This window comes from Micromonospora sp. NPDC047756, assembly GCF_055587245.1.
Genome location: NZ_JBVJGQ010000002.1, coordinates 121,726 through 147,321 on the forward strand (window position 1 = coordinate 121,726; position 25,596 = coordinate 147,321).

Below are 25,596 nucleotides of genomic sequence, written 5' to 3' on the forward strand. Positions count from 1 at the left end.
GCCACCAGCATTCGGCAGACGGGCGTAACGCGCCCGGCGTTCGATACGGTGCGGGCCGCCTACGGGCGGTCCGCACCGTCGTCGTTTGGCCGTCGGGCTGGCGGGCGTCGAGCCGTCCGCATAGGAACGCTGGAATTACGAGGCGTTGGTCTGACCGGTACCGACTGTGTCGCGAAGCTGCGCGGGAGACGTCCTAAGTAGACATCTCAGATGGTGACCTCTTCGGTGGGCGGAAATATCAGCCATCGTGTTTCGGTCGTCAGCTGGATGACATCACCTGATCAAGGCCGTTGCCGACGCGATCGGCATGGCTCTGGACAATGCGGTAGACAGCGAGCTGTACGCCCCGGCCGAGGCTGTGCAGCTCGTCCAGCGTGGAATAGGTGGGTGGCAGCCCGGCTGCCCGCACGCTCGGCACCGGCCGGTCGAGATCGTCGATGCCAACTTGTAGGCCGTTGGCCAGAGACGCCGGGAATGTCGGTTCGGGCTCGTTCACTGCTGACCGTGTCTTGAGCCGCCCGGCGGGCACCGCGCATCTACGCTTCGTCTCTCCGGGCTGATTCAGGATGGGAGGCTGCCGCCGGTGAGTCGGGTCAGCAAGAAGACTGGGCTGCGACTTGCCGACGCGCTGGTGAAGACGCTGGCCGCGGTGGTCTTACCCGGCGCAGGTGGGACTTTGGCGGGCGAGCTGGGTGCCTGGCTCGTCGAGAGGAAGCTCGGGACCGCCGAACAGGGAATACAACTGGCAGAGGAGATCGAACGGACCATCGACGACGTCACAAGGAAGCTTCTGCGCAACCTGGTCAGCACCTTCCCGTCGCATGACGTCGAAGCGGCTGCGATAAGGGTCGTCGCGACCATGGATTCCGTCGAACTCGATCTCAGTGGCCTGGTCGACCTCGGCCTCTCGGGCGAGCGGCTGACCGCTTACTACCTTGCTTCCGCGCCACCCGACCTGGAGGCGGAACTCGGTGAGGCAGCCGCCGCCTACCGCATGCTCCTGGCCGAGATCTGCTATCGGATGGCCCAGCTGTTCCTGGAGAACGCGTACGTTCACGGCAGGATCCTGCGGGAACTGCTGGAACGCCGTCGGGGCGAGGACACTGCCCTCTTCCAACGCAAGATCGAGTGGGAAGACGACGAGTTCACCTGGGATTACCGCTTCGAGGCTCGTGACCTCATGCCGACACTCGATGTGTCCGGCCCGAGCGGGGCGACAATCGAACTTCCGCTGGACACGGTGTTCCAGGAACCGGCAGCCGTCCTCGACATTGACGGCAGCGACTGCGGCTGGATCGTGCGGGGCCCCGCTGGCTCCGGCAAGACCTATCTACTGCTGTGTCTCGCGCTCAAAGCCCTGGCCGGCGGCCTTCCGGGGCATCTCGCCGCGTGGGGTTCGAAGGTTCCGCTCTACCTCGACCTGGGTGGCGACAGCGCCCCGGTGCCGGCGGACGCGATGGCCAGATTCGACGGGCGGCTCGCGAGCCGCGCCCCGAAGGGCTGGGAGGAGCGCCTGATCAGGGACGGTAAGGCGATCCTGCTCATGGACAATGTTGACGTTCACGCCGTTCCTTCCAGATCGAGGAAGATCAAGCAGCTGGTGCGCGACGCGATGGGCTCCGGCTGCGTCGTCCTCGTCAACACCCGCTCGGCCGTGCCCGCCGCCTGGACGGCCGAGCTCGGCCTGCGCGAGATCGAGCTTCGGGAGATGCTGCCGATCGAGGTCGACCGCTTCATTGTCGGCTGGCACGCGGCAGTGGCCGAGGAGTGCGCCACGGAAGAGGAACGGAAGGCGGTACGAGCGGCGCGGGACGGGCTCCTCATGGCCGTCGGTCGGTGCTCGGACATACGTGGCCTGTGCGCCGTCCCGATCTTCCTTGCTGGGCTCTGCCGGGAGCTTCTCGGCGGGGGACTCACACTCCCAGACGACCGGGCCGCGCTCGTCGAGCGGATCCTTCGGGCGACGAGCGCGAACGACCCGCTGAGCCCGGCCGACGGAGAGACGGTTTCGGTTGACGACTGGGACGACCTCATCGAGCTGGCGCACTGGTCGACGCAGAACGACGAGGAGTTCACCGCCGCGCAGGCCGCCGCGTGGCTGAGGACCACGCCGGCGCGTATCGGCGAGCTGGCGCACCGGCATCGCCTCCTTCGACACTGCGACCGTCAGCGTTTTGCCTTCGTTCAGGACACGGTGCGTCAATCGCTGGCCGCCCGATTCCATGCGCAGCGCGAGTTTCTCGGCCAGCTCGTCGATTGGGCGGCGACTCCGGAGAAGCGGCGTGCCGTGGTGGCCGCCGCAGCCTGTCTTCCGAAGTCGGTCGCGAGCGAGCTGCTGAGCCGCCTCGCCAATGCCAGGCAACTCGGCACGGCTCGCGCGGCGCTGCAGGTCATGCAGCAGGTCGATCCCGACAAGCGTGAGCGGATAGCCGGCGTTACGGCCGACATGGTCCCGCCGCGGTCGCCGGAGCTGGCCGCCCAAGTCGTGGCGATCGGGGAGGTCATGCTCGACCTACTGGCCCAGGAGGAATTCGTTGGGCCTGAGACGGCCGCGTGCGTGATCGCGCTTGCCCGGCCCGAGGACCTCGCGGCCGTGGCGACGGTCGCTGCCACGGCTGACGCGGCGACGCGGAAGATGATCATCGAGTCATGGAATGATCGGCCGGAGAAGGCGGCGTTGGCAGAGATGATCCGGCATCGGGAGGAGCGGGGATGATGGACATGCTGCCCGTGATGTCGCTCAGCTCCAGCGTCATCCGCATCGTCATGGAATTTTGGCTTGGCGGGCAGAAGGCCCCGGGCGAGCCGCTAGATGAGTTCCTGGACGCGCAGGTCCCAAACGCCCTCGATCGGCGTCGCCTCACCCGGCAGCTTGAGTCGCTTACCGGCATCGTCATGGCGAGCATCTCCGCTGATCTGGAGTACGAACAGCTCGACGACACCTCGCGGTCGAGAGTCGTCGACACCGTGCGCCTCAGCCTGCACCAAGCCGCCCTGTCACCCGCCGATCTGAAGGACGCCGGACTTGAACCCGCCCGGCTGATCACGGTCATCTGGGAACGATCGGCAGTTGCGAATGCCCTGGACCTCACTGAGCCGGAACGACGCTTTCACGACGTGCTCCTCGCGAAGACCGCCTCCGTGTTGATCACCGCCGCGTCCGCGTTCCCCGAATCCAGCCCGTACGTCGTAGCCGAGCTTCTCCGCGACGGAGGCGAGATCGGCGGCATAGTGCGAAGCAGGCTCGGCGAGTTGCCCACGGCCGGCGACGATGCCTACCGCCTGGCGATCGTCACCAGCCTCGACCAAGCCGAGATAGTCGGCTTCACGCTGCCTGCCGCGATGCGCAAGTTCTCGCTCAGTAAGACTTACAGCCGCCCCCGGATAACGGTCGAGGGCGACGAGATGCCTGTCGAGTGGGCGCTGGCCGATTTCCGCAGGCTTTACCTGACCGGCCCAGCGGGTTCCGGAAAGACGGCACTAATGCGCTGGCTCGCCGTCGACGGAGCGCGCAAGTCCCTCGATGGCCTCCTTGCGACGCACAACGAGCTGCTGCCGATTTACGTGCCCGGAAGCCGGCTGGGTGACACCCCGGAGAAGGAGCCGAGCTCCGTCGTCGACTTCATTTTCCAGTACGCCCGCCCATCGCTGCGGCCGAGCTTGTCGCCCGCAGAGCTGAATCGACGATGCGACCAGGGCAACGCAATTCTGCTGATCGACGGCCTCGACGAGTTTGGGCAGGGGCACCTTCCCAGGATCCGCAAGTGGCTGAACCGGCTTGTCGAGCGTTATCCAGAGTGCCGCTTCGTGGTCTCGTCCCGCCAGGCCGCGATCGACCCGGCGTACCTCGCGGACCTCGGCTTCACCGTCGCCTCACTCAAACCGCTGGATGACTCGGGCGTGACCGACCTGGTCACACGTTGGTTCGCCACGGTTGGCCCGGTTGTACCGGAGCGGACGGGCCGCAGGTTGCCGATCCAGCTCGGCAAGGAAGTCGTTCGACTCATCCGTAGTAATCCGCAGCTGCGCGAGCTGGCCACCAGCCCCTTGATGTGCACACTGGTCTGTGGTGTCTATCTCGACCGCGGCCCCGAATGGCTCAGGGGATCCAACGTCTACGAGGCATTCGTGGAGATGCTGATCGAACGTCGGGACGTTGAACGAGGACTTGGCCGGGTGCGGCTGCCTCGCTCCATCGCCTCGATCTTCCTCGAGGAGCTGGCCGGTCTGATGCTTCAGGAGGGATGGATCGAGTTACCCCGAAGCCGGGTGCTGGATCAGTTTGCGCTCACCAGCCGTAGCCTGACCAAGCAGGTACCGGATCCCTCAGAAGTCCTGGACTCGCTCCTGGTGGAGAGCGGCGTCCTCGTCGAGCCGGAGAAAGGCCGAATCCGGTTTCTGCACCTGACCTTCCTGGAATACCTCGCCGCACAGAACATCTTGCACAATGGCCGGGCCGATATGCTGGTGGCACGTGCCCATGAGCCACTCTGGCGTGCGACGTTCGTTATGGCCGTGGCCCAGGCCCGGCACCGCGAGGCCGAAAAACTGGTTCTGCTGCTGGTCGCCCGCTTCGAGGGCGACCGGCACCGGCGCAGGGTGCTCGCGGGCGTACTGCAGGAGTGCCTACAAAGCGCCCAACGGCTCGAGCCCTACGTGCGGGGGCGGGTAAACAACGTCGTGGAGCAGTTGTCCCACGAGTTCGACGAGTCCTGGCAGCTCTGGCTGAGCACGTCTGAGTCGGCCGTCGCCGACAGCTTGGAGTCCTGGCTGCTAGCCGAGCCGGCCCTTCGGCGTGAAGGTGGCCTGGCCTTCGTCGCGAACCGTCGTGCCGGGCAACACCCGGCCCCGTACGGGATGATGGGGTGTCTGTCTCTCACTATGACTGGTCTGATACCGGTCGGCGACCTTGTGAACGCGATGACCGCCTGGCGAGCGGCCCAGCACGACCAGGACCACTTGGAAATCGTCCTGGTCGTTCCCGAATCCTCTGTGTCTATCCGGATCTCGCCCCACTACCCGTAGCGTCGGGCGTCTCTGACCGGCGGCAACCGCCAGGACGCCACCCAGCTACTGCCCTGGTCGACAAGATCCCGCCGATCACAGGCATCCGCGGCCGACCCGGACAGCGACCAGAACGCATCGACGCCGACCCTGGCCAACGGTGACTGCGGCGGATGGGTTCGGCCTGAGCGGGGACCAGGTGATGACCCGGGCGCGGTGGTGGCGGGCCGTCAGCCGAGCCCGACAATCGCTTACCTCTAGCTCTCGCCCGATGAGCGACCGGGTGGTGGCGTGCCGCGCGCAGGAACCTGAGCGAGAATGGGCAGGTTCGAACCACAACCCCTGGAAGGACCCTCCCTTGGCCGGTGGACTCGTAGCCCTGCTGGATGACGTGGCGGTGCTGGCCCGGGCCGCTGCCGCGTCGATCGATGACATCGGGGCGGCCGCTGCGAAGGCCGGCGCCAAGGCTGCGGGTGTCGTCGTCGACGATGCTGCCGTCACGCCGCAGTACGTGCGGAGCCTGGCGGCCGAGCGCGAGTTGCCGATCATCAAGCGCATTGCCGTGGGGTCGCTGCGCAACAAGTTCCTCATCATCCTGCCGGCGGTGCTGCTGCTCAGTCAGTTCGTGCCCTGGCTGCTCACTCCGATCCTCATGCTCGGCGGCGCCTACCTCTGTTACGAAGGCGCGGAGAAGGTGTGGGCCAAGATCGCCCATCACGATGCCCACGGCGCGGGCGAGGAGAAGGTGCAGGACGAGACGACACTGGTGTCCGGGGCGGTACGAACCGACCTGATCCTCTCGGCGGAGATCATGGTCATCAGCCTCAACGAGGTGGTCGATCAGGCGTTCTGGTCCCGCCTGGTGATCTTGGCTATCGTCGCCGTCGTCATAACCGTCCTGGTGTACGGCGTGGTGGCCCTCATCGTGAAGATGGACGACGCCGGGCTGCGCCTGTCGCAGCGTTCCGGTGCCGTCGCCAGGTTCGGCCGCGGTCTGGTGAGGGCGATGCCGGTGGTCCTCACCGTGCTGACGGTGGTCGGCACCGCGGCGATGCTGTGGGTGGGCGGGCACATCCTGCTGCTGGGCACGAACGAGCTGAACCTGCACTTCCTGTACGAGGCCGTGCACCACGTGGAGGTAGCCGCCCACGACGCCACGGGTGTTCTCGGTGGGCTCGTCGGCTGGCTCGTCAACACGGTGGCCAGCGCGATCCTCGGGCTCATCGTCGGAGCGCTGGTCGTGCTGGTCATGACTCTCACGCTCCACCGGCGCAAACCCAAGGCTGCGGCAGAGACTGCGACGGCCACGACTCGTACCGACGGCACCATCCCCGCGCCGGCGAGCCGTGCAGCTCAGCGTCCCGACGCTCCTGCGGACCCGGCGCCGCGCGGATGACCGTGACATCACCGTAGGTCGACCACGGGCCTCAGGTGCGGGGTCGGCCTTCACGCCAGCGGCCCGAATGATCTGCTCGGCCCGGCGGATCGCCTCTTCGCGTGTCGGCTGCAAGACCCGGTGCGGCGGGTCACCGAAGGCGTCGTTCGTCTCGCAGATCGGGCGGCGCCTTCTGTGTGGGTGCAGCGGACACGCAGCGAGTCGGCCGGCGGGCCGTCAGTTGCTCAAGCGGATTCGGGCAGGCTGCGCGTCACCGCTGCGGCGCAGGCCGTGCTGACGGGATCATGTTTAGATGCCTCTATGACTCAAGCGACCTCGTTGACGTCAACGGAGGTGCCGACCCTCCGGGTCGTAGCTGACCTCGGCGAAACGCCGCCGCTGGCCAACGTCGCTGACTATCTTCGGTCGCTGCATACGCTGGGCGAAGCTGCGATCTTCATCGTTGACCCCACGATGCCGCTCCGAGAATTCCTCGTGCGCCGGGCGCTCCCTTCGCAGGAGGATCCGCGACGAGCCGAATTTCGGGTAGCTCGCGTCTCTCTCGCCAGCCCTCTCGAGACGATCCTTGTCTCGGTGGCAGCGGAGTTCACGCCGGTGGCCTACTCCCTTGCCGCTATGGCGGTCGTCAAGCAGGGATTGACCTCCGTCATGGAGTGGCAGAAGCATCGGCTGGACTTGCAGCTACAGCGCCAGCACATCCGGATGGCCGCACTGGAGGCCGACGGTATGGCTGAGGCTGCGCTTCGGGACATGCACACCACCGCGGATGAGGTTCTGGCTGCACTCGGACGTGAACGGCAAGATCCGTCGTCCGCGTCGACTGATCCGGCAAGGGTCAGCGCAGTGGCCAGAGGCACCCTCGAAGACCTCGCGGCGTACCGCGTGCTCGCCGCGGAACACGACCCGCCGAGTCCGCCCCGTCAGCGGTAGGGCGGGGTTTCGCGCGGACGGGCCCACGGCGAGGACCGACTTATCGGCATCCGGCCCGCCGGGGTAGCCGTCAGCGTGCCGGGCACGCGGTGGTCACGCCGCACGCGGGTACGCGGGAAACGGAGGTCCTCCTCTGGGCCTGCCCCGTTGACGAACATTCAAGGATCAGGGGACCTGGGGTCTTCCGCTTGCAGGTCTGGGTTCCGGGATGGCTGGCAGAGCGCTGCTGGTGATGCGTTGATCATCGGACCGGTGAGGAGTCGACTGCGGAAGTCCAGGACCTGTACCACGGCTTCGGAACAGTAGTGCCGCGAGCGCGGGAAGGGCGGCGGCGACGGCGATCGTCGCCCACGGTCCAGTGCCGGCGACCAGCACTCCGCCCGCGGCGTAGGCCAAGGATCCGGCCAGCCCGTTCGCGGACGCCAGCCACGCGAACGCGGTCAGCCGATGCCCGCCCGTCAGGTTCTCGCTCAGATCGGTCAGCAGGGCCGCTGCCGCCGGGGTGATGAATACGCCGGCGAGGAACGCCAGCGGGTACAGGGCCGGAGCGGACCGCGCGGCGAGCAGCAGGGCGAACCCGACAGCGCTGCCGAGCAGCAGCAGGCGTACCTGCCGGCGCACCGGCGTGTGCCACGACCGCGACCCGTACCACAATCCACCCACCACACTGCCCGCCGCCCACGTCGCGAGCACTGCCCCGCTGGCGGCCGAGGAGCTGAACGTGACCGCGACCGCGATCAGCGCGACCTCCACGAGACCGATCGCGGCCATCTGGACCGCCGCCACGCCCAGCCACGGGGAGAGCCGGATCAGCAGCCGGCGGTCCGCGGCCTGCTCCGGCGCGTCCGGCGACGACTGCGGCGACGGGACGCGACGCTGCTGGATCAGCAGGGTGGTGGCACCGACAACCGGGAGCAGCGCGGTTCCGGCCAGGGCAGCCGCTGGGCTGCTCAAGGCCACGACCAGACCGACGAGGGCTGGCCCCAGTACGAACAGCACTTCGGTGCCCACGGTGTCCAGGCCGTACGCGGCGATGCGTTCCTGTGGGTCCTCGATGCTGGTCGCGATCGTGGCTCGCAGCGTTGCGCTCAGCGGCGGGATCGCCGCACCCGCCAGCACGACACCGGCCCAGAAGTTCCAGGACTGCCACGGTAGGACGATGACCAACAGGCCGGTGCTGCTCAGGATCCCGGCGATCAGGAGGACGAGGTTGCCGTAGCGCTCGGCCAGCCGGGCGATCAGCGGCCCGCTCAGGCTCGCGCAGAGCCCATAGGTGGCGGCTGCCGCGCCTGCGATGGCGAACCCGCCGTACCGCTGGTTGGCCAGCAGCAGGATGAGCAGCGGTGACATCGTCTGGGCGAGCCGTGCGACCAGTGCGCCGATCAGGGCGGCCAGAATCTGCCGGTTCGCGACCACTCCGGCGTAGCGGCGCAGGCCCGTCGTCTCATTACCGGTCATTCGGCAGTCCCCGTCCCTGGCGCCGTCTGAGCGAAGCCACGTATGGCCAGCCGGACCGGGCCGCGTCCGTCGCGGCGGGTCCGGCTCGCCTTCTCCACGTGGCAGCGGGTGATGTCCTCGACCGCCTCGCCCCAGGCTTCGAGTTCGGCGGGTGTCATGAGGACGGTCCGGGTGTGCACGGTGGTGCTCGTCGCCCAGTCGCCGCTCCCCGCCTGCGGTGACGCCAGGAAGCTCAGGAAGAGCCTGAGGTCGTGCCGGGCCGCCACGCCGAGCGCGTCCGCGCGGGCGTTGTCGGAGTCCGCGCCACCGGTCTCTCCTGCAAGGGGCATCCGTACCTCGTCGAAGCGGCGTTGCCAGGGTCGCTGCCGGGTGTCTTCGGCAAGTGGAGCGCCCTGTTCCACCAGGCCCTGTTTGGCGAGCACGTGCAAGTGGTAGGAGCAGGACTTGGGAGAGAGCCCGAGCTGCGCCGCGCATTGAGAGGCGGTCAGCCGGTCGTGGACGCGGAGTAGATCCAGGATCCGGAGCCGCGCGGGATGAGCCAGCGCGCGCAGCCCTTCGACATCTGTGACAGATGTGGAAGACATGTTCCGAATCTACCCGCAACGCCGGAGCCCCGCCACCGCTCGGCTGCCGCGGCAGAGCCAGCGATCAGGGTGAACGGCACGACCTGCGTCAGCTCGGCGGATGTCTGGTGAGGACAACCCCTCTAGTCTCGATCGTGGGCCGCCTGCCGTGCCAGCAGCTTTTCCTTCGCTGCTGGCCAGGCATCGTCAACGATCGCGTACAGCACGGTGTCGCGCCAGCTGCCGTCCGCCCGGCGCCGATGTTTGCGCAGTACACCTTCGCGAGACGCTCCCAGCCGCTCGATCGCCTGCTGGGACCGGATGTTGTTGATGTCGGTGTGCAAGGCGACCCGGACCGCGCCGAGGGTTTCGAACGCGAACGTCATCATGGCGAGCTTCGAGTCGGTGTTCAGCCCTGATCGCCACCAGGCCCGGCCGAGCCAGGTGTAGCCGATGGACAGCGCCAGCAAGGTGGGTTGCGGGTCGGCGAACGATGTCGTTCCGACGAACTCATCGGTGCGCGTGTCGATCTGGGCGTAGGGGAGCCTGGTGCCTGCGGCTCTGGCGGCGAGCGCGATGGTGATGTGCCGGGTCGCGCCCTCGATGGTGACGGGTTGGCCCAGTGCGCCGCCGGGTGGGCTTTACCAGCGGAAGACTTCGGCGTCGTCGGGTTCGGTGCCAGCCGCCGCCAGGTAGCCGGGGGCATGTTCGAGCGTCAACGGTTCTAGCCGGATTCTCCGACCGGTGAGGACGGGTAACGCGTACCAGAGGTGTTCGTGAACCACGTCGCGCATGTTTCCACACAATCTGCATGGTCACGACGTGGTTTCGTCGAAGCCGAATGGTCCAACCAAATGGCCGGTAAGAGTCGCAGGCGAAGGCTCCCAGCGGTCGCACGCCCCCCGGGTATCTAGGGCGGCGCCCGCCTCTACGTCGCGGTCAGGAACGTGCGGCGCTGGCCTTGAGGCTCCGCGGCTATTCGACCTTGCGCGCGGCGTCCTGGCGCGAGTACGAGCCGAGCCCCGATAGCGGCATGGCGTCGTCGCAGCGCACGATGCGCCGTCAAGTTGGGCGGTGAGCACGTGCGGGCGGCGTCAGTGAGCACACCGCCCGCACATGCCTCTGTCAGGTGCCGGCGACCACGACGACGGCGCCCGTCGCCGCCTCGATGCGGTGGATCGGGTCGAATTCGGCGTAACTGCTGCGGTCGGAGCAGGTGACGGTGCCCTCGGCGACGAGGTCGTTCGTTGCTGAGGTGGCGGTGTTCCACCTCGTCACCGGCCCGCCGGAGTCACCGCCGAGCACGGGACCGTCCTGCGCGTGCCCGGTGACGGTGTCGACCTCCACCACCGGGGAGCCGGTGCATCCGGTGTTGCCGGTGTCGGTGACCTTGCCGTACACCAGGCCGCCGTTGGAGCCGGAGATGTAGACGGCGGAACCGATGGCGGGCCACCCGGTCAGCTTCGCCGTGACCGGGTTGGCTGTCGACGTGTCGCGCTCGCCGAACCAGGAGTACCGGCTGAAGTAGGCCCCGTTCTCGCCGGCGACCATGGAGACGTCCGTGCCCAGGGTCAGGTAGTTCGAGCTGACGCGGAGGTTCCAGCCGCCGTTGTGCCAGAAGGTGGTGCCATTGCCGCCGCAGTGCCCCGCGGTCGTCACCCAGTTGCTGTTCGTTCCCCCGCGAGTCATCCGGAAGCCGGTCGTGCAGTACGCGTTCACGGTTCGCGGGTTGTCTCCCGCGGCGGTGACGTTGTAGTTGAACATCGCCAGCCCGCCGTAGTACGGGCTGGTGTCGACGCGGCGGCTGGCGGGCGTGATCCCGGCCTGCGAGACCGACACCCGGGGAGTCACGCCGGTAGCCTTGAGGGCGGCGGCGACCAGTGCCTCCGCGTCCCCGGAGGCGTGGATGACGACCTCTCCGGCCAGCCGGTCCAGCTTCACACGGTCGACACTGGCGGCGTGGGAGCCAGCCCAGGCGTGGCTGTTCGCCAGCCGCTCGGCTGCGGCTTCCAGCCGCTTGATCGGTACCGCAGTGGTCTCGAACCGGACCGGGACCTCTCCCGCCTGTCGCGAGCGGGAGCCGACCGCGGAGCGAAGCCGGGCACCTTCGGCGTTCTGTACCTGGCGGACGACCAGTTGACCGGTCGCCTCGTCGAAGTAGGTGCCGCCCGCGCCGTCGGGGTGCGCGGCGGCGGCGGCTTCCAGTCGGTGGAACTGTGCGGTCATCGCCTCCACGTCGACTGCTGCGGCAAAGCCGGGTTGCGAGGCCGGCTGTCCGGCCGAAGACTCCTTCGCCTGGGCGGTGGACGGCGTGACCGCGATCGTGGTGACTAGGCAGCAGAGCAACACCATGCTTTTACGCATGGAGCCTCCTTAGTGGATGATGCCCGGATGGTGTGGGGATCGTATAGTCCCGATCGCGGCGACGATGTCCCACGCATTGATAAACGACATAGTCTGACTTGCTTCATTCGTCCAGACACGTAAAGGGTCCAGGGCCCTCACGCGAGGGCTCCTGGGCCGGTGTAAGACCGTGTGACCCGTCAGAAAATGTTCATGGCGATGCCGTTCGTGAGCGACGTGGTGCTCTGTACGCCGTCGATCTTGATCGGGTTTCCGGAGACGTGCTGCACGAAGATCCGCATGATGAAGGTGCGGGTGCCGCAGGTCGGGTCGACCGGGATGCCGGACAGGGCGAAGTTCGCGACGTAGTGGTGCGCGTCGTCGCGGATCGTCTTGCGGGACGTCGCCGTGCTCGTCGTGCGACAGGTGTGCGCCGTCGTGTCCAGCTGGATCATCTCGAAGCGCACATCCACCACGGCGTTCGTGCCGCGCGGCTTTTCGTAGGCGTCGACGCTGCTGCCGCACGAGGCGGTACCCGTGTAGCAGGTGGTGAGCTCAAGATTGGCCAGCGCCTGGACGCTGGTGGCGAGGCTGTGGGCGTTCCACTTGTAGACGGGCGTGCCGTCGTTGTAGAACACCCAGGCCGTGGAGGTGCCCGCCCCGACGTAGGTGCAGGTGCTGGACGTCCCGGTGCTGTTGCAGGAGGGGTTCTGCCACCAGCGTGCGCCCACCTGGTTGGTGTCGCTCACCTCGAGCCAGGTGTTGGTGGCGACGGCGGTCAGATGGTAATCGGTGAGCGAGCTGGAGGCCGTGTATCCGTAGAGGCCGCAGGTGTAGGTGCCGGCCGACGGCGCGGTGAACAGCAGGTCGGCGTAGATGGGCAGATGCCCAGGCGTGGCGTAGTACGTGGTGTCCGAGCCCTCGTGGTTGCGGGACGACGTTGAGGTGGTGCCGACCACGGTGCCGCCCGCGTCCACGCACTTGAGCGTGTTGTTCATGGCCACGACCTGCGTGACGCTGCTCGTCGCCTCGAGACGGCTCCGTACGTGCCTCGACTCTCCGGCCGAGAGCGTGACCGTTCGGCTCAGCAGGCGCTCCTCGACTCTTGAGTAGAAGTCGTTCCCGCTCGTCAGCGTCAGTCTCGTCACCGTCCCCGCATCCGCCTGCGCGGCCTGCGCGGACCCGGTGATGATCAGCAGCGCCACGAGCATGCTGAATGCTTTCCGCACGTAACGACTCCTTCAGGGTTGAGGAGAGACGCCCTGGAGAGCGCCGCGTCGGCCGAACTCCCGGCCATGACCCGAATCGGACCACAGTTCGAGGCGAGTAAATGTTAATGCCGGACGATGCCCCACCTGGTGCCGTCACCGCCCTGCTGGCTGTTCGATGGTCAGCGGGGAACCGGTCGGGGCGCTTCGCGTACCCGCTTCCGGCGAGCGGTGCAGCCGGGTCGATGGCACGATGCTCTGGATCAAGCATGTTCATCGATCGAGGGGGCGACGATGCACCGAGCAGACAGAGCAGTGGCCGGACGGCGTGCGCGACGGCTCACCGCCGGCGTGGTCGGCGCGTTGAGCATCCTGGCGGTCATCCCGGCACCGGCGTGGGCGGCCACCTGGTCCCCGGTCCAGGTCGTGTCGGAAGCCGGTTGGAGCGGGCAGGACCAGCCCTTCGTCGCGGTCGACCGGCAGGGTGACTCGCTGCTCGCCTGGGCTGGCTGCGACAGCGCCGCGAGCGGCTGCTACGACCAGGTGAAGGCGCAGACCGTGTCGGTCGACGGCGTGCTCGGGCCGGTCCAGACCCTGTCGCCGCTCGGCGCGTCCGCGTCCTGGCCCAAGGTCGCGTCCGACGACGACGGCGACTCCGCGGTGGTGTGGACACAGGACGGCCTCGTGGCGGGCCGCCGGGTGTCCGCCACCGGCGACCTGGGGCCGCTGCAGATGATCACGACGTGGCACGGGGTCAGTCCGGCCGTCGCGGTCGACCCCTCGGGTCTGGCACTGGTCACCTGGACGGAGATCCGCGACGGGGCGTACACGACGAAGGCCCGCTACTTCGGCGCGGACAGCTCGCTCGGCCCGGAGCTGACCCTGGGCGTCGGCGTCGACCAGCCGGTCGTGGCCGTCGACCGCACCGGGACCGCCGTCGTCGCCTGGACGGAGAGCTACGAGCGCGTCGTCGCGCGCCGGGTCCGCCCGGAGGGCGTCGCACCGCTGCGCGTCATCGCCGGGAGGGCCACCGATGTCAGGTACGCGAGCGTCTCCCTCGCCCTGGACCGGGACGGAGACGCGGTGATCAGCTATCGCTGGGTGAAGGCGGGTGAGCTGCCTCGCCTACGGGTGCGCCACTACCGCCACAACGACACGCTCGGCAGCGTCATCAGCGTCTCGCCAGCGGCCCACGAGCTGACCCTCTTCGACGAACTCGCCGGCGATCTCGACGGTGACGCGGTGCTGACCTGGGGCCGCTGGACCTCCGACGGCAGGCAGGTCTTCGCCCGCTCGATCTCCAGCACCGGCGACCTCGGCCCGGTCACCCGACTCGGTGCCGGCGACTGGCCGAAGCTCACCCTGGACGACGACGGCGACGGCCTGATCACCTGGCAGGCGCCCACCCCGGACTTCTCGACCAGCCAGGTGCACGCCCGGACGATCGGCTCGGACGGCGTGTTCGGGACGTCCGAAATCCTCGGCCCGGACGGGCGTTACGCGCAGCCGGCATCCAGCCCGACGGGCCGATTCTCGGTGATCTGGCAGAAGGGTTCCTACCCGAGCGACATCCGCGCCCGCTTCGGCGGGCAGGCGAGCTGACGCGCCACCTCCACCGCACCGGCCACCCGGTGCGGGCAAATCAGAAGACCAGTCGTCATCTGACAGATGTCTCCACGCGGCGCGGTGCCGAGACTTCAGGCAGTTCCATCGATGCGTGCTCGCGCGCGACCACGCCTGCCGGAGGTCTGCCATGTCGACGACACACTCAGCATCCGCCCCACCGGGTTCGGCGAAGAGGCCGAACCTCAGGTGGTCGCGGCGCACCCGACAGCCGCGGCTGGTCATCGCGTTGCTCGCCACGACCCTGGTCGCGACGACCGCGACGGCCGTCGCCGGCCCGGCCACACCAGCCTTCGCCAACGACCACTACGGCAGCATCGAATCCGCCGCCGAGGTCAACCGGGACTGGATGGCACGGGTGTCGGACGACGCCAGCCTGGCCGACCTGTCGATTCCCGGCACCCACGACACCCTCGCGCTCTGTGGCCAGTCGGCAGGTAACGGCGACTGCGAGTTCATCTCGACCAGCCTCACCCAGACGCAGGAACGCCACGGGTACAGCGCCGAGACGCTGGCCACCCAACTGGACGCCGGTATCCGGTCGATCGACATCCGGGTCCGGGTGGACCAGAGCGACGCCGGACTGACGTTCACCGTCCACCACGGGGTCTACTACCAGTGGGCCAACTTTACCGACGTGCTCACCAAGATCGAGACCTTTCTGCGGGCGAACCCGACCGAGACGGTGCTGCTGAACCTCAAGGCCGAGTGCCTGGGCAGCGGAGCGAGTTGTGCCGACGCGCAGGGCTACGACAGCACCGAGTGGCGTCGGAAGGTCTTCGACTCGTACCTCACCGGGCGCTACCACACCGGAAACGGTGACGAGACCAGGCAGGGTAGGGCCTGGGGAAACCTGTTCTGGGCCGACTCGGTCGACGGCGCCGAGCAGACGACCACCCCAACCCTCGGCGCGGTCCGGGGGAAGATCGTCCTGCTCGGGTTCCGCGGACCGGCCGGGGGCATCTACGGCGGCTACGGCATTGCACAGCTCTACCCGGCCGGCGGCTCCTACGAGGGCTACGTGCAGGACAACTTCGACGTTCCCCAGATCAGCGACATCGACGACAAGTGGGAGAGCGTTCGGACACACCTGCGCAAGACCAACGGGGTGTGGGACGCCAACCGTGGCGAGCAGGCCCGACACGACCACGAGCCGGGCTCGCTCTACATGAACTACACCAGCGGCACGGGGGGCATGGCCCACCCGTACACGGTCGCCGGTGGCACCTCGGGGGCGACCGGGGTCAACGAGTTCCTCATCCAGTGCCTGCGGGCCAGCAACGACAGGTGCCCGGAGTTCTACCCGAACCGGGCGGGCAACTTCGGCGGACGACAGACCATGGACCGGCTCGGCATCGTGATGATGGACTTCCCGGGCGGAAAGCTGATCGACGAAATCGTCGCCCGCAATCCCGCCGGCCGGGCCGGCGGCAGCCGCAACGGCGGCGCCGGGGACCCGATGGAGCAGCATGCCGGCGGTGACAACGGGGGCACCCGACCGGTGGTGCCGACCGACCACGCGCAGTGCCGCCCGGACGGCATGATCCCGACCGCCGGCACCAGCACCCCCTACTGCCGGGCCTACCAGGGCGACGGTCGAGAGTGGCTCGGCCAGGGCCGGAGTCGCCGGGTGATCGGCTACTTCAACGGCAGCCGCACCGGCGCCGACGGCAAGCCCTCCTACCTGGTCAAGAACATCCCGTGGTCCCGGCTGACGCACATCAACTACGCGTTCGCCCGGGTCGAGAACAACCGGATCTCGGTCGGTGCGGACGGCCCGAACAACCCGGCCACCGGCATGACCTGGTCTGTCCCCGGCACCGAGATGGACCAGAGCCTGCCCTACCGCGGGCACTTCAACCTGCTGACCACCTACAAGCGTCTGCACCCCCGGGTGAAGACGCTGATCTCGGTGGGCGGCTGGGCGGAGAGCCGCGGCTTCTACGGCATGACCACCAACGCCGACGGTACGACCAACCAGACCGGGATCAACACCTTCTCCGACTCGGTCGTCGACTTCCTCGGCCGGTACGGCTTCGACGGCGTCGACATCGACTTCGAGTACCCGACAGTGCTCGACGACACCGGCAACCCGAACGACTGGGGCGACGCGCGGTCGCGCCGCAAGGGCCTGCCGACCTCGTACACGGCCCTGATGAAGACGCTGCGCGAGAAGCTGGACCGGGCGTCCGCCACCAACGGCCGCTACTACCTGCTCACCTCCGCCACGTCGGCCTCCGGCTATCTCGTGCGCGGCATGGAGAACCAGAAGGCGCTGCGCTACCAGGACTACACGAACCTGATGGCGTACGACTACCACGGCTCCTGGAACGACGTGGTCGGCCCGAACGCCGCCCTGCACGACGACGGCAAGGACCCGGAGCTGAGAGACCTGTACTCCACACCGGAATACCAGAAGATCGGCTACTTCAACACCGACTGGGCCTTCCACCACCTGCGCGGCGCGATGCAGGCCGGACGCATCAACATCGGCATCCCGTACTACAGCCGGGGCTGGCGCAACGTCACCGGCGGCAGCAACGGCATGTGGGGCAGATCCGTCGGCAGCACCTGCCAACCGGGCACCGGCCTGGTCCGCCCCTGCGGCGACGGCGCGGTCGGCATCGACAACATCTGGCACGACCGCGACGCGAACGGTCGGGAGGTCGGCGCGGGGGTCAACCCGATGTGGCACGCCAAGAACCTGGAACGCGACCTCACCCCCCGCTACGCCAACGCGGTCGGGCTCACCCCGGACAGCGACCCGAACGACCGGCGCACCGGCACGTACGACCGGCACTGGGACGCGACCACCCGCACCGCCTGGCTGTGGAACCCGGAGAAGAAGACCTACCTGTCCATCCAGGACACCGAGGGCCTGGACCACGTCGTGGACTACGTCAACCGCAAGGGCGCGGGTGGCGTGATGATGTGGGAACTCTCCGGTGACTACGAGTGCCCGGCCGATGCGACCCCGGACAACCCCTGCGTGATGGGCTACACCCTGACCAACCGGCTGCACGAGCGGCTCCAGGGCGCAGCCGCGTACGGCGACAGCCGCGGCGCCGGCAGTTCGGTACAGCGTCCGGCACTGGCCCTCGACGTGAGCGTCGACCTGATCCGCTACCCGACCGACACGGCGAGTCTGTGGCCGCTGACCCCGACCGTCCGGATCAGCAACAACACCGGGGTGACCATCGGTGGCGGCAGGGACAACGTCATCTCCTTCGACCTGCCGACCTCGACACCCCCGCTGATCAAGGACGGCAACTGGCAGACCGGCGCCCAGGGCGGCCGGTGGAAGGTGCAGGCCGGGCACACCGGCCCGAATGTCGGCACCGGGCTCTCCGGCACCTTCCACCGGGTCAGCCTCACCCTGGACTACTGCCAGATCATCCCGGCTGGGCAGAGCCTGGACGTGCCGATCATCTACTACATCCCGGCGACCGGGCCGGTGAACACCACCCTCAAGCTCGGCGGCACCACGTTCTCCTCGGTGCCGGAGCAGAACCGGGGCGCCGCGAAGGTGATCCCGGCGACCGGCGGATGCTCGGCACCGGCCTGGGACGCCAGCAAGGTCTACAACCCGGCGACCCAGTCGGTGGAGAACCTCACCGTCAAGTACGCCGGCAAGGTCTGGCAGGCCAAGTGGTGGACCCAGGGCAACGTGCCCGGCACCGGGGCCAACGCGGACCTGGAACCCTGGCGGCTCATCGGCCCGGCCAGCTGACGCGAGGACGGTGGCATCCGGGTCCGACCCGGATGCCACCGCCGGGCAGCGCCGTCACCGCTCGACGGCATCCTCCGGAGACCGACGCAGCACCGCACCCGCGATCTCCACCCGGCTGTGCATGCCGAGCTTCGCCAGGATCCGCGAGATGTGCGTCTGGGCCGTCCGGCGGGTGAGGAACAGACTCTGCGCGATGTCCGGCGTCGACCGACCCGCCGCGACGAGCATGGCGACCTTGCGCTCGGTGGGGGTCAGCGCGTCCCAGCCGTGTCCGGCCCGTCTGCTCCGGGCACCCCGTACCCCACGCCGAACCCCACGACTGCGCAGCCTGGCCTCGGCCCGGCGGACGTCCCAGGTGGCGCCGAACCCGCCGTACAGGTCGACCGCCTCGTTCAGGGCGGTCCGCGCCTGGGCCGTGTCGCCCCGCTCGGCCAGGACCACGGCGAGATCCTCAAGCGTCCCGGCGAGTTCCACCGGCACCCCGCTGGCCCGGTAGTGGGCCACGGCCGACCGAAGTGTCCCCGGGTCGCCGCCGTGCAGGCCGCGACACCTGTCGGCGGACGCGGCAGCTCGGGCCGGCACCTGTTCCGCCGCCGCCTCGGCCAGACAGGCCCGCACCCCGGCCTCCGCCGCCGACCGGTCGTCGACCGCCAGAGCGAGCCGGACGAAGCGGGGCAGCCACTGGTGGGTCAGGGTCATCTCGCCCGGCCGCCGGTCGAGGAGACCACCGAGATGGTCCAGCGCCACCCGCAGATCGCCGTCCTGCTCGGCGGCGAGGGACCGCGCCACGAGCAGGAAGTCGATGTTCTCCCGGTCGGCGACGGTCACCACCGGGCGGTCGAATCCCGCCCGAAGGTGCGCGGCGGCCCGGGCCCGCTCGCCCCGGTGGCCGGCGATGAGCGCGGACACCCCGTACCAGAGCCACCCCGGGCCCCCTTCGCGGAGCCCCCGGTACGTCGACGCGGAGGTGTCCTGCGCGACCGCGTCGAGTTCGGCCACGGCGTCGTCCCACCGACCCAGCCAGAACAGCAACACGGCGGCGGTCACCCCGGCGGTCGTGTCGTCCGTGCGGTTGGCCGTCCGCAGAAAGTCCCGGGCGTCCCGCAGCGCCGCCTCCGCGTCCGACCACCGGCTCAGGTTCTGCAACGAGAAGATCCGCCCGTGCAGGACGAACGCCCTCAGGTCGACGTGGTCGGCGACCGGGCCCAACGCCTCGATCGCCCGCTCCACGCTGTCCAGGGCGAGCCGGTGCTGCCGCCGCACCGAGTGGCTGGCCCAGAGACCGGTCAGCGCGTACGCCGTCGCGAAGGCGTCTCCGGTCCCGGCCGCCGTCCGCAGCGCATCCCGAGCGGTGGCATCCGCCCCTGCCAGGTCCCCGGAGCCTGCCCGCTGGAACATCGCCAGCGCGGCGAGCAGCCGGGCCCGCCAGGCGTCGGGAAGGTCGGCGTCGGCGAGGGCCCGGTGCAGGTCGGCCACTGCCGCGTCGTTGTGTCCGCCACTGAACAGCGCACGGGCGAGCATCCAGTGCAGGTGTCCACGGTCGTCCGGGTCCACGACCAACCCCAGGGTCTGCCGTACCCGATGGGCGGCCTCCTCGTGCTCGCCGCTGGCGATGAGGGCCCGTGCCAGGTTCATGCCGAGCGCCACCCCGTCGGCCTCGTCACCCGGTTCGTGGTCGACCTCCCGACGGAGCACCTCGGCCGCGAGGTGCGGCGCCCAACCCGCAAGCACCGCTCCGGCGTCGGCCAGCCACCGCCGCGCCCAACGGTCCCCGACGACGCCCGAGGTGAGCAGGTGCTGGGCCACGCGCTGCGGCTCCACGCTCGCGGCGTCCAACGCCCGTGCCACGTCCAGATGCAGCGCGGCGCGCAGCGCGGCCGGCATCCCGTCGTAGAGGGCCTGCCGGAGCAACGGGTGCCGGAACCGCATCCGGGGGCCGGCCTCGACCAGGATGCCCGCCGTCACCGCCTCCTGAAGGTCGGCGGTGAAGTCGATCGCCGGGCGGCCGAGCAGCGCCGCGAGGTCGGTGACCGCGAACTCACCGCCGAGCAGCGCCGCCGCCCGCAGCAACTCGATGGTGCCGGCGGGAACGGAACTCAGCCTGCCCTCCAGGGTCGCGGCCAACGACCTCGGCAGCACACCGGCAGCCGATCGACGCACCTCGGCCTGTGTGCTGATGTCGACCAGGTCCTCACGTACCAGTGACTCGACAAGTTCCCGCAGGAAGAGCGGATTGCCGGCCGCCTGGGTGGCGAGCCGGACAAGCCCCGCCCCGGGCGGCGCGTCCACAAGTGCGGCGAGCAGGTCGCGGACCGACTCCGGGCCGAGGGGACCGAGCGGGATGCGGACCACGTCCGGCCGGCGTGCGACGTCGCGCAACCGCCGCACGGCCGACCGGTGTACGCCGGGACGATATGCCAGGACCAGCAGTAACGGCAGGTGTACGGCGATCGAGGCCAGCCGGCGGCACACGTCCAGGGACGCGTCGTCGGCCCACTGCACGTCGTCGACGACGAGCATCATCGGGCCGGCGGTGCACAACTCGTCGACCAGGGCGACGACCATCTCCACGGCCGCCGCCGTGTGGGCGGCGTCGGCGAGGTCGAGGGCGGACCGTCTGTCGCGCAGGAACGCCGCTATCCGCGCCCGGCGCGGATCGCTCGACCGCGGCCCGATCCCCAGGCAGTCCAGGAGTACGCCGAGCAGGGGCGGGTGAGCGAGCTGGTCGGCGAAGCCCTCCGCGGTCTGGCAACCCGCCTGCGCGGCGAGGTGGCGGCCCGCCGCGACCACCGACGATTTGCCGATCCCCGGCTCGCCCTCGACCCAGACCACGGTGCCGGTGCCGTCGCGCAGCCGGTGCACGGCGTCGCGCAGCACCGCGATCTCGGGCGCCCGTCCGACGAGCAGGCTCGCGTAACCGGCCGTCCTTTCGATCATCGACGGCCGGCCACATCGGCCGCGAACGCCGCCACCCACGTCAACGCGGAGTTCCAGTTGATGGTGATCTCGTTGACCGACCAGGCTTCGAGATTGTCCACGTAGCAGAGCTGCGGGGCGCACCCGTGCAGCCAACTCGCCGAGAGCGGGTCCTGGAGGCTGGAGTTGGGCCCACCCGCGACCGACCCCACCGGCGGGTTCGGCAACCGGGCGTCGAACGATCTCGCGTACCACCGGCTGTGCTGGTTCTTCGCGTCGTTGCTGCCGTAGCCGGTGACGTACGACTGCCCGAGGGCGTTGCGGCCCAGCAGGTAGTCGAGGCCCTCGAAGACGGCGTCGGCGTACCTGGCATTGCCGGTGAGGTCGAAGGCGGTCGCCAAGACGACCTGGTTGTTCAGCATCGACGCGTTCGAGCCCCAGTCGTAGCGACCCGTGGTGGGGGAGTACGTCTGCCCGAAACGTTCGGCCTTCTGGAACGAGATCAACCGGTCCGCGGCGGCGACCACCCACCCCTTGATCTGCTCACGGTCGCTCAGGTCGGTGCCGAACCGCGCCAGGTCGAGCTGGGCCAACGCGGCCACCGAGCCCCAGTAGAAGCCGTTCTGGCTGAAGGCCGTAGCGGCGGTGTGGAACCGGCTGACCCGGATGGCGGTCAGGTAGCTGGCGTCCCTGGTGGTCAGGTACAGCTCGGCGGCGGCCCAGTAGAACTCGTCGGAGACGTCCCCGTCGTTGTAGGGGCCTCCACCGCTGCGGTCCTCGTACGGTGCGAAGAGCGCCGGGTTGGCGCGGGCCGCCGCGTACGCCCGCTCGGCCGCCGCGCGCAGCCGGGCGGCGAAGCCGGCGTCGTACGGCTGGTAGATCCTCGCCGCCTGGGCCGCGACGGCGGCCAGGTTCAGGGTGGCCGCCGTCGACGGCCGGTGCAGTTTCCGGGCCTTCTTGTCCTGGTGCGGCAGCATCGGCGGCCCGGTCCAGGTCTCGTCGTGCACCTTGTGGTGGACCATGCCGGCCAGCGGCAGACCGTCGGGCACCTGCATCTTCAGCATGAAGTCGAGGTTCCAGCGGGCCTCGTCGAGGATGTCCGGGACGCCGTTGCCGCGTTCCGGCACGGCCAGGGTGCCGTCGCCGAGCGCCGCCGGCCGGTTGCGTTCCCACGTCGACAGGAGCTGGTACGTGGCGATGCCACCGTTGACGACGTACTTGCCGTGGTCACCGGCGTCGTACCAGCCGCCGGTGACGTCCAGCCGGTAGGAGCAGGTCCAGTTGTTCAGGAACGACTTCGGCTGCTGGCAGGGCACCTGGGTGTCGCCCCCGTTCGGCGAGTCCGTGACGTGCCCGGCCGGGCGGGCGTACGCGGCCCCGGCGATGCCCCCGTCGATCGCGATCCCACTGCGGTTGGTGTAGAAGAACCGGGTCGCGTCGGTGCGCAGCCGGTCGTACAGGTCCGCGCGGATGTCGAACGGGTGACTGGGCCGGTCGACCCAGCCGTCGTACACCAACTCGAACCGACCGGTGGTCGTGACCTGGCTGAAGTCGATCACATGGGTGTTGGCGCTTGCCGACGCGTCGAAGCCGGTCGGGGTGGTCCGACCCGTCGCCACCGTCGCGCCGCCGCCGGCCCGGCGCAGCGTCCACGGCACCGCGTAGGACGCGCCGTACAGCAACGTCGCCCGTTTGGGCCCGTTGGGCAGGTAGCCGTGCTGGTTCACCTTGACCTCCGGCCCGGCGTCGGCCCGGTACGCGTACTCGGCGCCGGTGAGCGTCACGTCGTCCATGCAGAACTCGTATGGCGTGCTGGACTTGCCGAGCCGGAACTGGAGCTGGGCCAACCGGTACGGCTCCGGGTAGGTCGTGGTGATGCTGTACTCGTACTCCTTCCAGGCGGTGCCGGTGGTGAAGCCCTTGTTCAGGTACGTGACGTTCGTCGGGTTGTCGAAGGGCGCGAGGTAGATCAGCGGATTCGCCGCCGTGTTGGTGCGGGCGCGGAACCGCAGTGTGTAGGTGGCGCCGCCGGGCAGGTAGATGCTGTTGTGCCCGACCAGGACGTCCCACGGGTTGGTGGACGCGGGCGCGGTCACACAGAAGGTCCCGCCCTCCAGTTTCGGCGTCATCCCCGCGTTGGTCCACCACGGCTTGTCCGTGCCGGTGAACGTGCTGTTCTGCAACAGCCGGCCGTCGAGCTGCGGTCGCGGTGGCCCACCCCCGTACGCCGGCAGCGTGCCCGCCGGCAGGTCCTGCCCGCCGCCCTGGCCGGGCTGTCCCGGGCCGGGATCCGCGCTGCCGTACCGGGGCAGCAGCCAACCGTCGAGGACGCCGGAGGCGGCGTTGACCAGGACGAAGTCGCCGACCAGGTCGGCGTTGAGGTCGGCGAACAGGCCGCTGGTGCCGGCGAACGGGCCATCGTCACGGATTGGGCCCAGTGACCGCCAGCCGGTCGTCGCGCTCCACGGCGCGCCGGTGTTCTCCCAGGCCTGCACCTTGCCGCTGGGGTAGTCGACGCGCAGCACGTCGGCCCGGCGGTCACCGGTGACGTCCGTGAACGTCGTCTGGTAATAGCCGTCGGCGGGGGTCGCGAAGCCGCTGACCGAGTGCCAGTCGCCCGGCACCGGCGTCCGGCCCTGGGACCGGTTCTCCCAGAGGCTGGCGTGACTCAGCCGGTCCGAGTTGATCAGGTCGTCGTCTCCGTCGCCGTCGATGTCGACGAAGCGCGGGTTTTCGTAGCGCAGGTCGTTGGCGACGATGGAGCGTGCTCCCAACCGGATCTGCGCGGCGTCGGACTCGTTGCGGGACATCCAGATGACCCGGGTCCCGGTGGGCGACTCGTCCGCGGTCTGCAACCGGAGGTAGTCGTCCCGGTCGTCGCCGTCGAGGTCGCCGAAGTGCACCGTACTGGGCAGACCCCGGTCCGGCGGGCTGATGTCACCGAGGGCGGTCCAGGTGGATCGGGGGCCGTTGTTACGCCACGCCGGTATCCGACCGTCGGGCTGAACGATGACATGGTCGGCGTCGCCGTCGCCGTCGAGGTCGGGGAAGTGGGTCTCCGAGCCGTCCGGTGCGGCGTCCCGGAACTCCCCGATCGGGTCCCAGCGCGGGCCGATGCCGTTGCGGGGCTCCGGTCGCCACTGGTAGAAGTCCTGCGCGACCACCAGCCGCGAGCCGAGGGCGTTGGTGGAGGGTTGCAGGGAGCCGCCGAGCCCGGGCGTGAAGATCTGCCCGTCCTTGAACTGCCACCGGGACACCTCTGCCTGCTCCGAGCAGAGGGTGCTGCCGGTGCTGCGGGAGTTCGCGTCCCAGGACAGGCACCGCTCGGTCGCCGGGTCGGCCTGCGGCCAGGCGAGCTGGTACTGGCCCGCAACCGTGCTGAAGCGCACCTGGAGGGCCTCGTCGAGGCTGCCGCGCGGCGTCCTGACGTGTGGTCCGATGTCGTCGCCGTCGTTCGTCTTCGACGCGATCACCGCGTGCTCCAGGTGACGGGCGAAGAAGCGGTACGTGTCACCGGGGACCGGGGCGTAGCAGTCCCGCTCGGCGGTCGACCGGGGCGCGAGGCCACCGCCGGCGCCACAGCCGGCGTTCACGACGTAACGGACGTACCAGTGGTCAGAGGTTTGGCCGTGACGCTCGGCGTTGATGGTGGTGTTGTTCCCGTTGCTGGCGTAGGCGAAGTCCAGCTCGCTGCCGCTCTGGTGGGTGGGCTGGTCCGTCACGACCATGTGGCTCTGCAACGCGGCCGGCATCCGTGCGGGTTCCTGGTTGAAGTCGGCGAGCACCATCCATTCGCCGGTGGGGCGACCGGCCATGAACTGCCGCGCCGTCTCGATGATGTCGGGAGCGTCGTTGGCACTGTTCGCGCCGTTCGAGCGCGCGTGGGCGGTGAAATACCAGTCGGTGCCGATCTGGACGCCCATCATCGGCCGCGAGTCGAACCGCGAATGCACCGGCAGGATCACGGCGTCGGTCACCGTCTCCCGGGTGACGATGGCCAGGCCGTTGCGTTGCTGACCGGGGTCGGCCCAGTAGATCTGCAGGAAATCCGCGCTTTCGGACGTGCCCATGTTGTACAGATGCTCGGTGATGCCGGGATCGGCGAACTGACGATCGGTCCACACCGCCCGGTCGGGAGGTGCGTTGCCCGCCTCCTGGAGCGCGGCGACCTGCACCCCTTCTCGGAGGAACATCCCCTGAATACCGGTCAGCCACCGTGACTCCGGCGGCCCTTCCCCTCCTTGGCGCTGGCCCCGCATGTTCCAGGACGCGGTGATCCGGTCCTCCGGGGCCGCCACCGCCGGTGTCGTCGGTTCGACCGCGGACAACAGCGTCGCCGCCGTCGTCGCCGCGATGATCGTGGCCAACCGTTTGCGTGCAGAGCCCACGTCAGATCCTCCAGAACTCGGACACAGAGACCATGCG

Annotated in this window: 15 protein-coding genes and 1 pseudogene; 7 read left to right on the forward strand and 9 right to left on the reverse strand. The window is 69.1% G+C overall.

Annotated features, from left to right (window positions below):
• Nucleotides 1-259: 259 nt before the first annotated feature.
• Entirely contained in the window at nucleotides 260-496 is a 237-nt protein-coding gene (locus ACZ6NZ_RS05760) for a hypothetical protein (RefSeq protein WP_465856123.1), read from the reverse strand.
• 87 nt (nucleotides 497-583) lie between these two features.
• Here ACZ6NZ_RS05760 and ACZ6NZ_RS05765 point away from each other — a divergent pair, with 87 nt between their 5' ends.
• The 5 genes and pseudogenes from ACZ6NZ_RS05765 to ACZ6NZ_RS05785 all read left to right on the forward strand — a co-directional run bounded on the left by ACZ6NZ_RS05765 (nucleotide 584) and on the right by ACZ6NZ_RS05785 (nucleotide 7,330).
• Nucleotides 584-2,716, forward strand: coding sequence for an NACHT N-terminal Helical domain 1-containing protein (locus ACZ6NZ_RS05765; protein ID WP_465856125.1), 2,133 nt, complete (start codon nucleotides 584-586; stop codon nucleotides 2,714-2,716).
• Complete coding sequence (locus ACZ6NZ_RS05770) at nucleotides 2,713-5,025, forward strand: NACHT domain-containing protein (protein ID WP_465856127.1); 2,313 nt, start codon at nucleotides 2,713-2,715, stop codon at nucleotides 5,023-5,025. The genes ACZ6NZ_RS05765 and ACZ6NZ_RS05770 overlap by 4 nt, the downstream gene beginning before the upstream one ends.
• Before the next feature lie 6 nt (nucleotides 5,026-5,031).
• Nucleotides 5,032-5,159: pseudogene (locus ACZ6NZ_RS05775) on the forward strand (IS5/IS1182 family transposase); the annotation flags it as partial.
• 116 nt (nucleotides 5,160-5,275) lie between these two features.
• A complete protein-coding gene (locus ACZ6NZ_RS05780) occupies nucleotides 5,276-6,400 on the forward strand; it encodes a DUF808 domain-containing protein (RefSeq protein ID WP_465856129.1) in 1,125 nt (374 codons plus the stop codon).
• A gap of 300 nt (nucleotides 6,401-6,700) precedes the next feature.
• Nucleotides 6,701-7,330: a hypothetical protein gene (locus ACZ6NZ_RS05785; RefSeq protein WP_465856131.1), complete on the forward strand. Its 630-nt coding sequence runs from the start codon at nucleotides 6,701-6,703 to the stop codon at nucleotides 7,328-7,330.
• A gap of 165 nt (nucleotides 7,331-7,495) precedes the next feature.
• On the opposite strand, the gene ACZ6NZ_RS05790 is transcribed toward ACZ6NZ_RS05785, so the two are convergent.
• The 6 genes from ACZ6NZ_RS05790 to ACZ6NZ_RS05815 form a co-directional block, all read right to left on the reverse strand.
• Nucleotides 7,496-8,788, reverse strand: a complete 1,293-nt coding sequence (locus tag ACZ6NZ_RS05790) for an MFS transporter (RefSeq protein ID WP_465856133.1) — start codon at nucleotides 8,786-8,788, stop codon at nucleotides 7,496-7,498.
• Entirely contained in the window at nucleotides 8,785-9,372 is a 588-nt protein-coding gene (locus tag ACZ6NZ_RS05795; protein WP_465856135.1) for an ArsR/SmtB family transcription factor, read from the reverse strand. Before ACZ6NZ_RS05795 ends, ACZ6NZ_RS05790 begins: the two co-directional genes overlap by 4 nt.
• Nucleotides 9,373-9,494: 122 nt before the next feature.
• The gene (locus ACZ6NZ_RS05800; RefSeq protein ID WP_465857381.1) at nucleotides 9,495-9,974 is read right to left on the reverse strand and encodes a GNAT family N-acetyltransferase; all 480 of its coding nucleotides are present in this window, start codon (nucleotides 9,972-9,974) and stop codon (nucleotides 9,495-9,497) included.
• Between the two features lie 18 nt (nucleotides 9,975-9,992).
• A complete protein-coding gene (locus tag ACZ6NZ_RS05805; protein WP_465856137.1) occupies nucleotides 9,993-10,145 on the reverse strand; it encodes a hypothetical protein in 153 nt (50 codons plus the stop codon).
• 331 nt (nucleotides 10,146-10,476) lie between these two features.
• Entirely contained in the window at nucleotides 10,477-11,715 is a 1,239-nt protein-coding gene (locus ACZ6NZ_RS05810; RefSeq protein WP_465856139.1) for a chymotrypsin family serine protease, read from the reverse strand.
• Between the two features lie 179 nt (nucleotides 11,716-11,894).
• A complete protein-coding gene (locus ACZ6NZ_RS05815; protein ID WP_465856141.1) occupies nucleotides 11,895-12,923 on the reverse strand; it encodes a hypothetical protein in 1,029 nt (342 codons plus the stop codon).
• A gap of 273 nt (nucleotides 12,924-13,196) precedes the next feature.
• On the opposite strand from ACZ6NZ_RS05815, the gene ACZ6NZ_RS05820 reads away from it, so the two are divergent.
• Nucleotides 13,197-14,504, forward strand: a complete 1,308-nt coding sequence (locus ACZ6NZ_RS05820; protein ID WP_465856143.1) for a hypothetical protein — start codon at nucleotides 13,197-13,199, stop codon at nucleotides 14,502-14,504.
• Nucleotides 14,505-14,754: 250 nt separating this feature from the next.
• On the forward strand, nucleotides 14,755-18,255 hold the full coding sequence (locus tag ACZ6NZ_RS05825) for a phosphatidylinositol-specific phospholipase C domain-containing protein (protein WP_465856145.1): 3,501 nt from the start codon (nucleotides 14,755-14,757) through the stop codon (nucleotides 18,253-18,255).
• A 54-nt stretch (nucleotides 18,256-18,309) separates the two neighbouring features.
• On the opposite strand, the gene ACZ6NZ_RS05830 is transcribed toward ACZ6NZ_RS05825, so the two are convergent.
• Together ACZ6NZ_RS05830 and ACZ6NZ_RS05835 are read right to left on the reverse strand one after the other, a co-directional pair.
• Complete coding sequence (locus ACZ6NZ_RS05830) at nucleotides 18,310-21,192, reverse strand: ATP-binding protein (protein WP_465856147.1); 2,883 nt, start codon at nucleotides 21,190-21,192, stop codon at nucleotides 18,310-18,312.
• Complete coding sequence (locus tag ACZ6NZ_RS05835; RefSeq protein WP_465856149.1) at nucleotides 21,189-25,559, reverse strand: glycoside hydrolase family 9 protein; 4,371 nt, start codon at nucleotides 25,557-25,559, stop codon at nucleotides 21,189-21,191. The genes ACZ6NZ_RS05830 and ACZ6NZ_RS05835 overlap by 4 nt, the downstream gene beginning before the upstream one ends.
• Nucleotides 25,560-25,596: the final 37 nt, after the last annotated feature.

Coding starts and splice junctions, on each gene's coding strand:
- ACZ6NZ_RS05770 (WP_465856127.1), top strand. CDS start 2,713: ATGATGGACATGCTGCCCGTGATGTCGCTCAGCTCCAGCGTCATCCGC.
- ACZ6NZ_RS05780 (WP_465856129.1), top strand. CDS start 5,276: ATGAGCGACCGGGTGGTGGCGTGCCGCGCGCAGGAACCTGAGCGAGAA.
- ACZ6NZ_RS05785 (WP_465856131.1), top strand. CDS start 6,701: ATGACTCAAGCGACCTCGTTGACGTCAACGGAGGTGCCGACCCTCCGG.
- ACZ6NZ_RS05790 (WP_465856133.1), bottom strand. CDS start 8,788: ATGACCGGTAATGAGACGACGGGCCTGCGCCGCTACGCCGGAGTGGTC.
- ACZ6NZ_RS05795 (WP_465856135.1), bottom strand. CDS start 9,372: ATGTCTTCCACATCTGTCACAGATGTCGAAGGGCTGCGCGCGCTGGCT.
- ACZ6NZ_RS05805 (WP_465856137.1), bottom strand. CDS start 10,145: ATGCGCGACGTGGTTCACGAACACCTCTGGTACGCGTTACCCGTCCTC.
- ACZ6NZ_RS05810 (WP_465856139.1), bottom strand. CDS start 11,715: ATGCGTAAAAGCATGGTGTTGCTCTGCTGCCTAGTCACCACGATCGCG.
- ACZ6NZ_RS05820 (WP_465856143.1), top strand. CDS start 13,197: ATGCACCGAGCAGACAGAGCAGTGGCCGGACGGCGTGCGCGACGGCTC.
- ACZ6NZ_RS05830 (WP_465856147.1), bottom strand. CDS start 21,192: ATGATCGAAAGGACGGCCGGTTACGCGAGCCTGCTCGTCGGACGGGCG.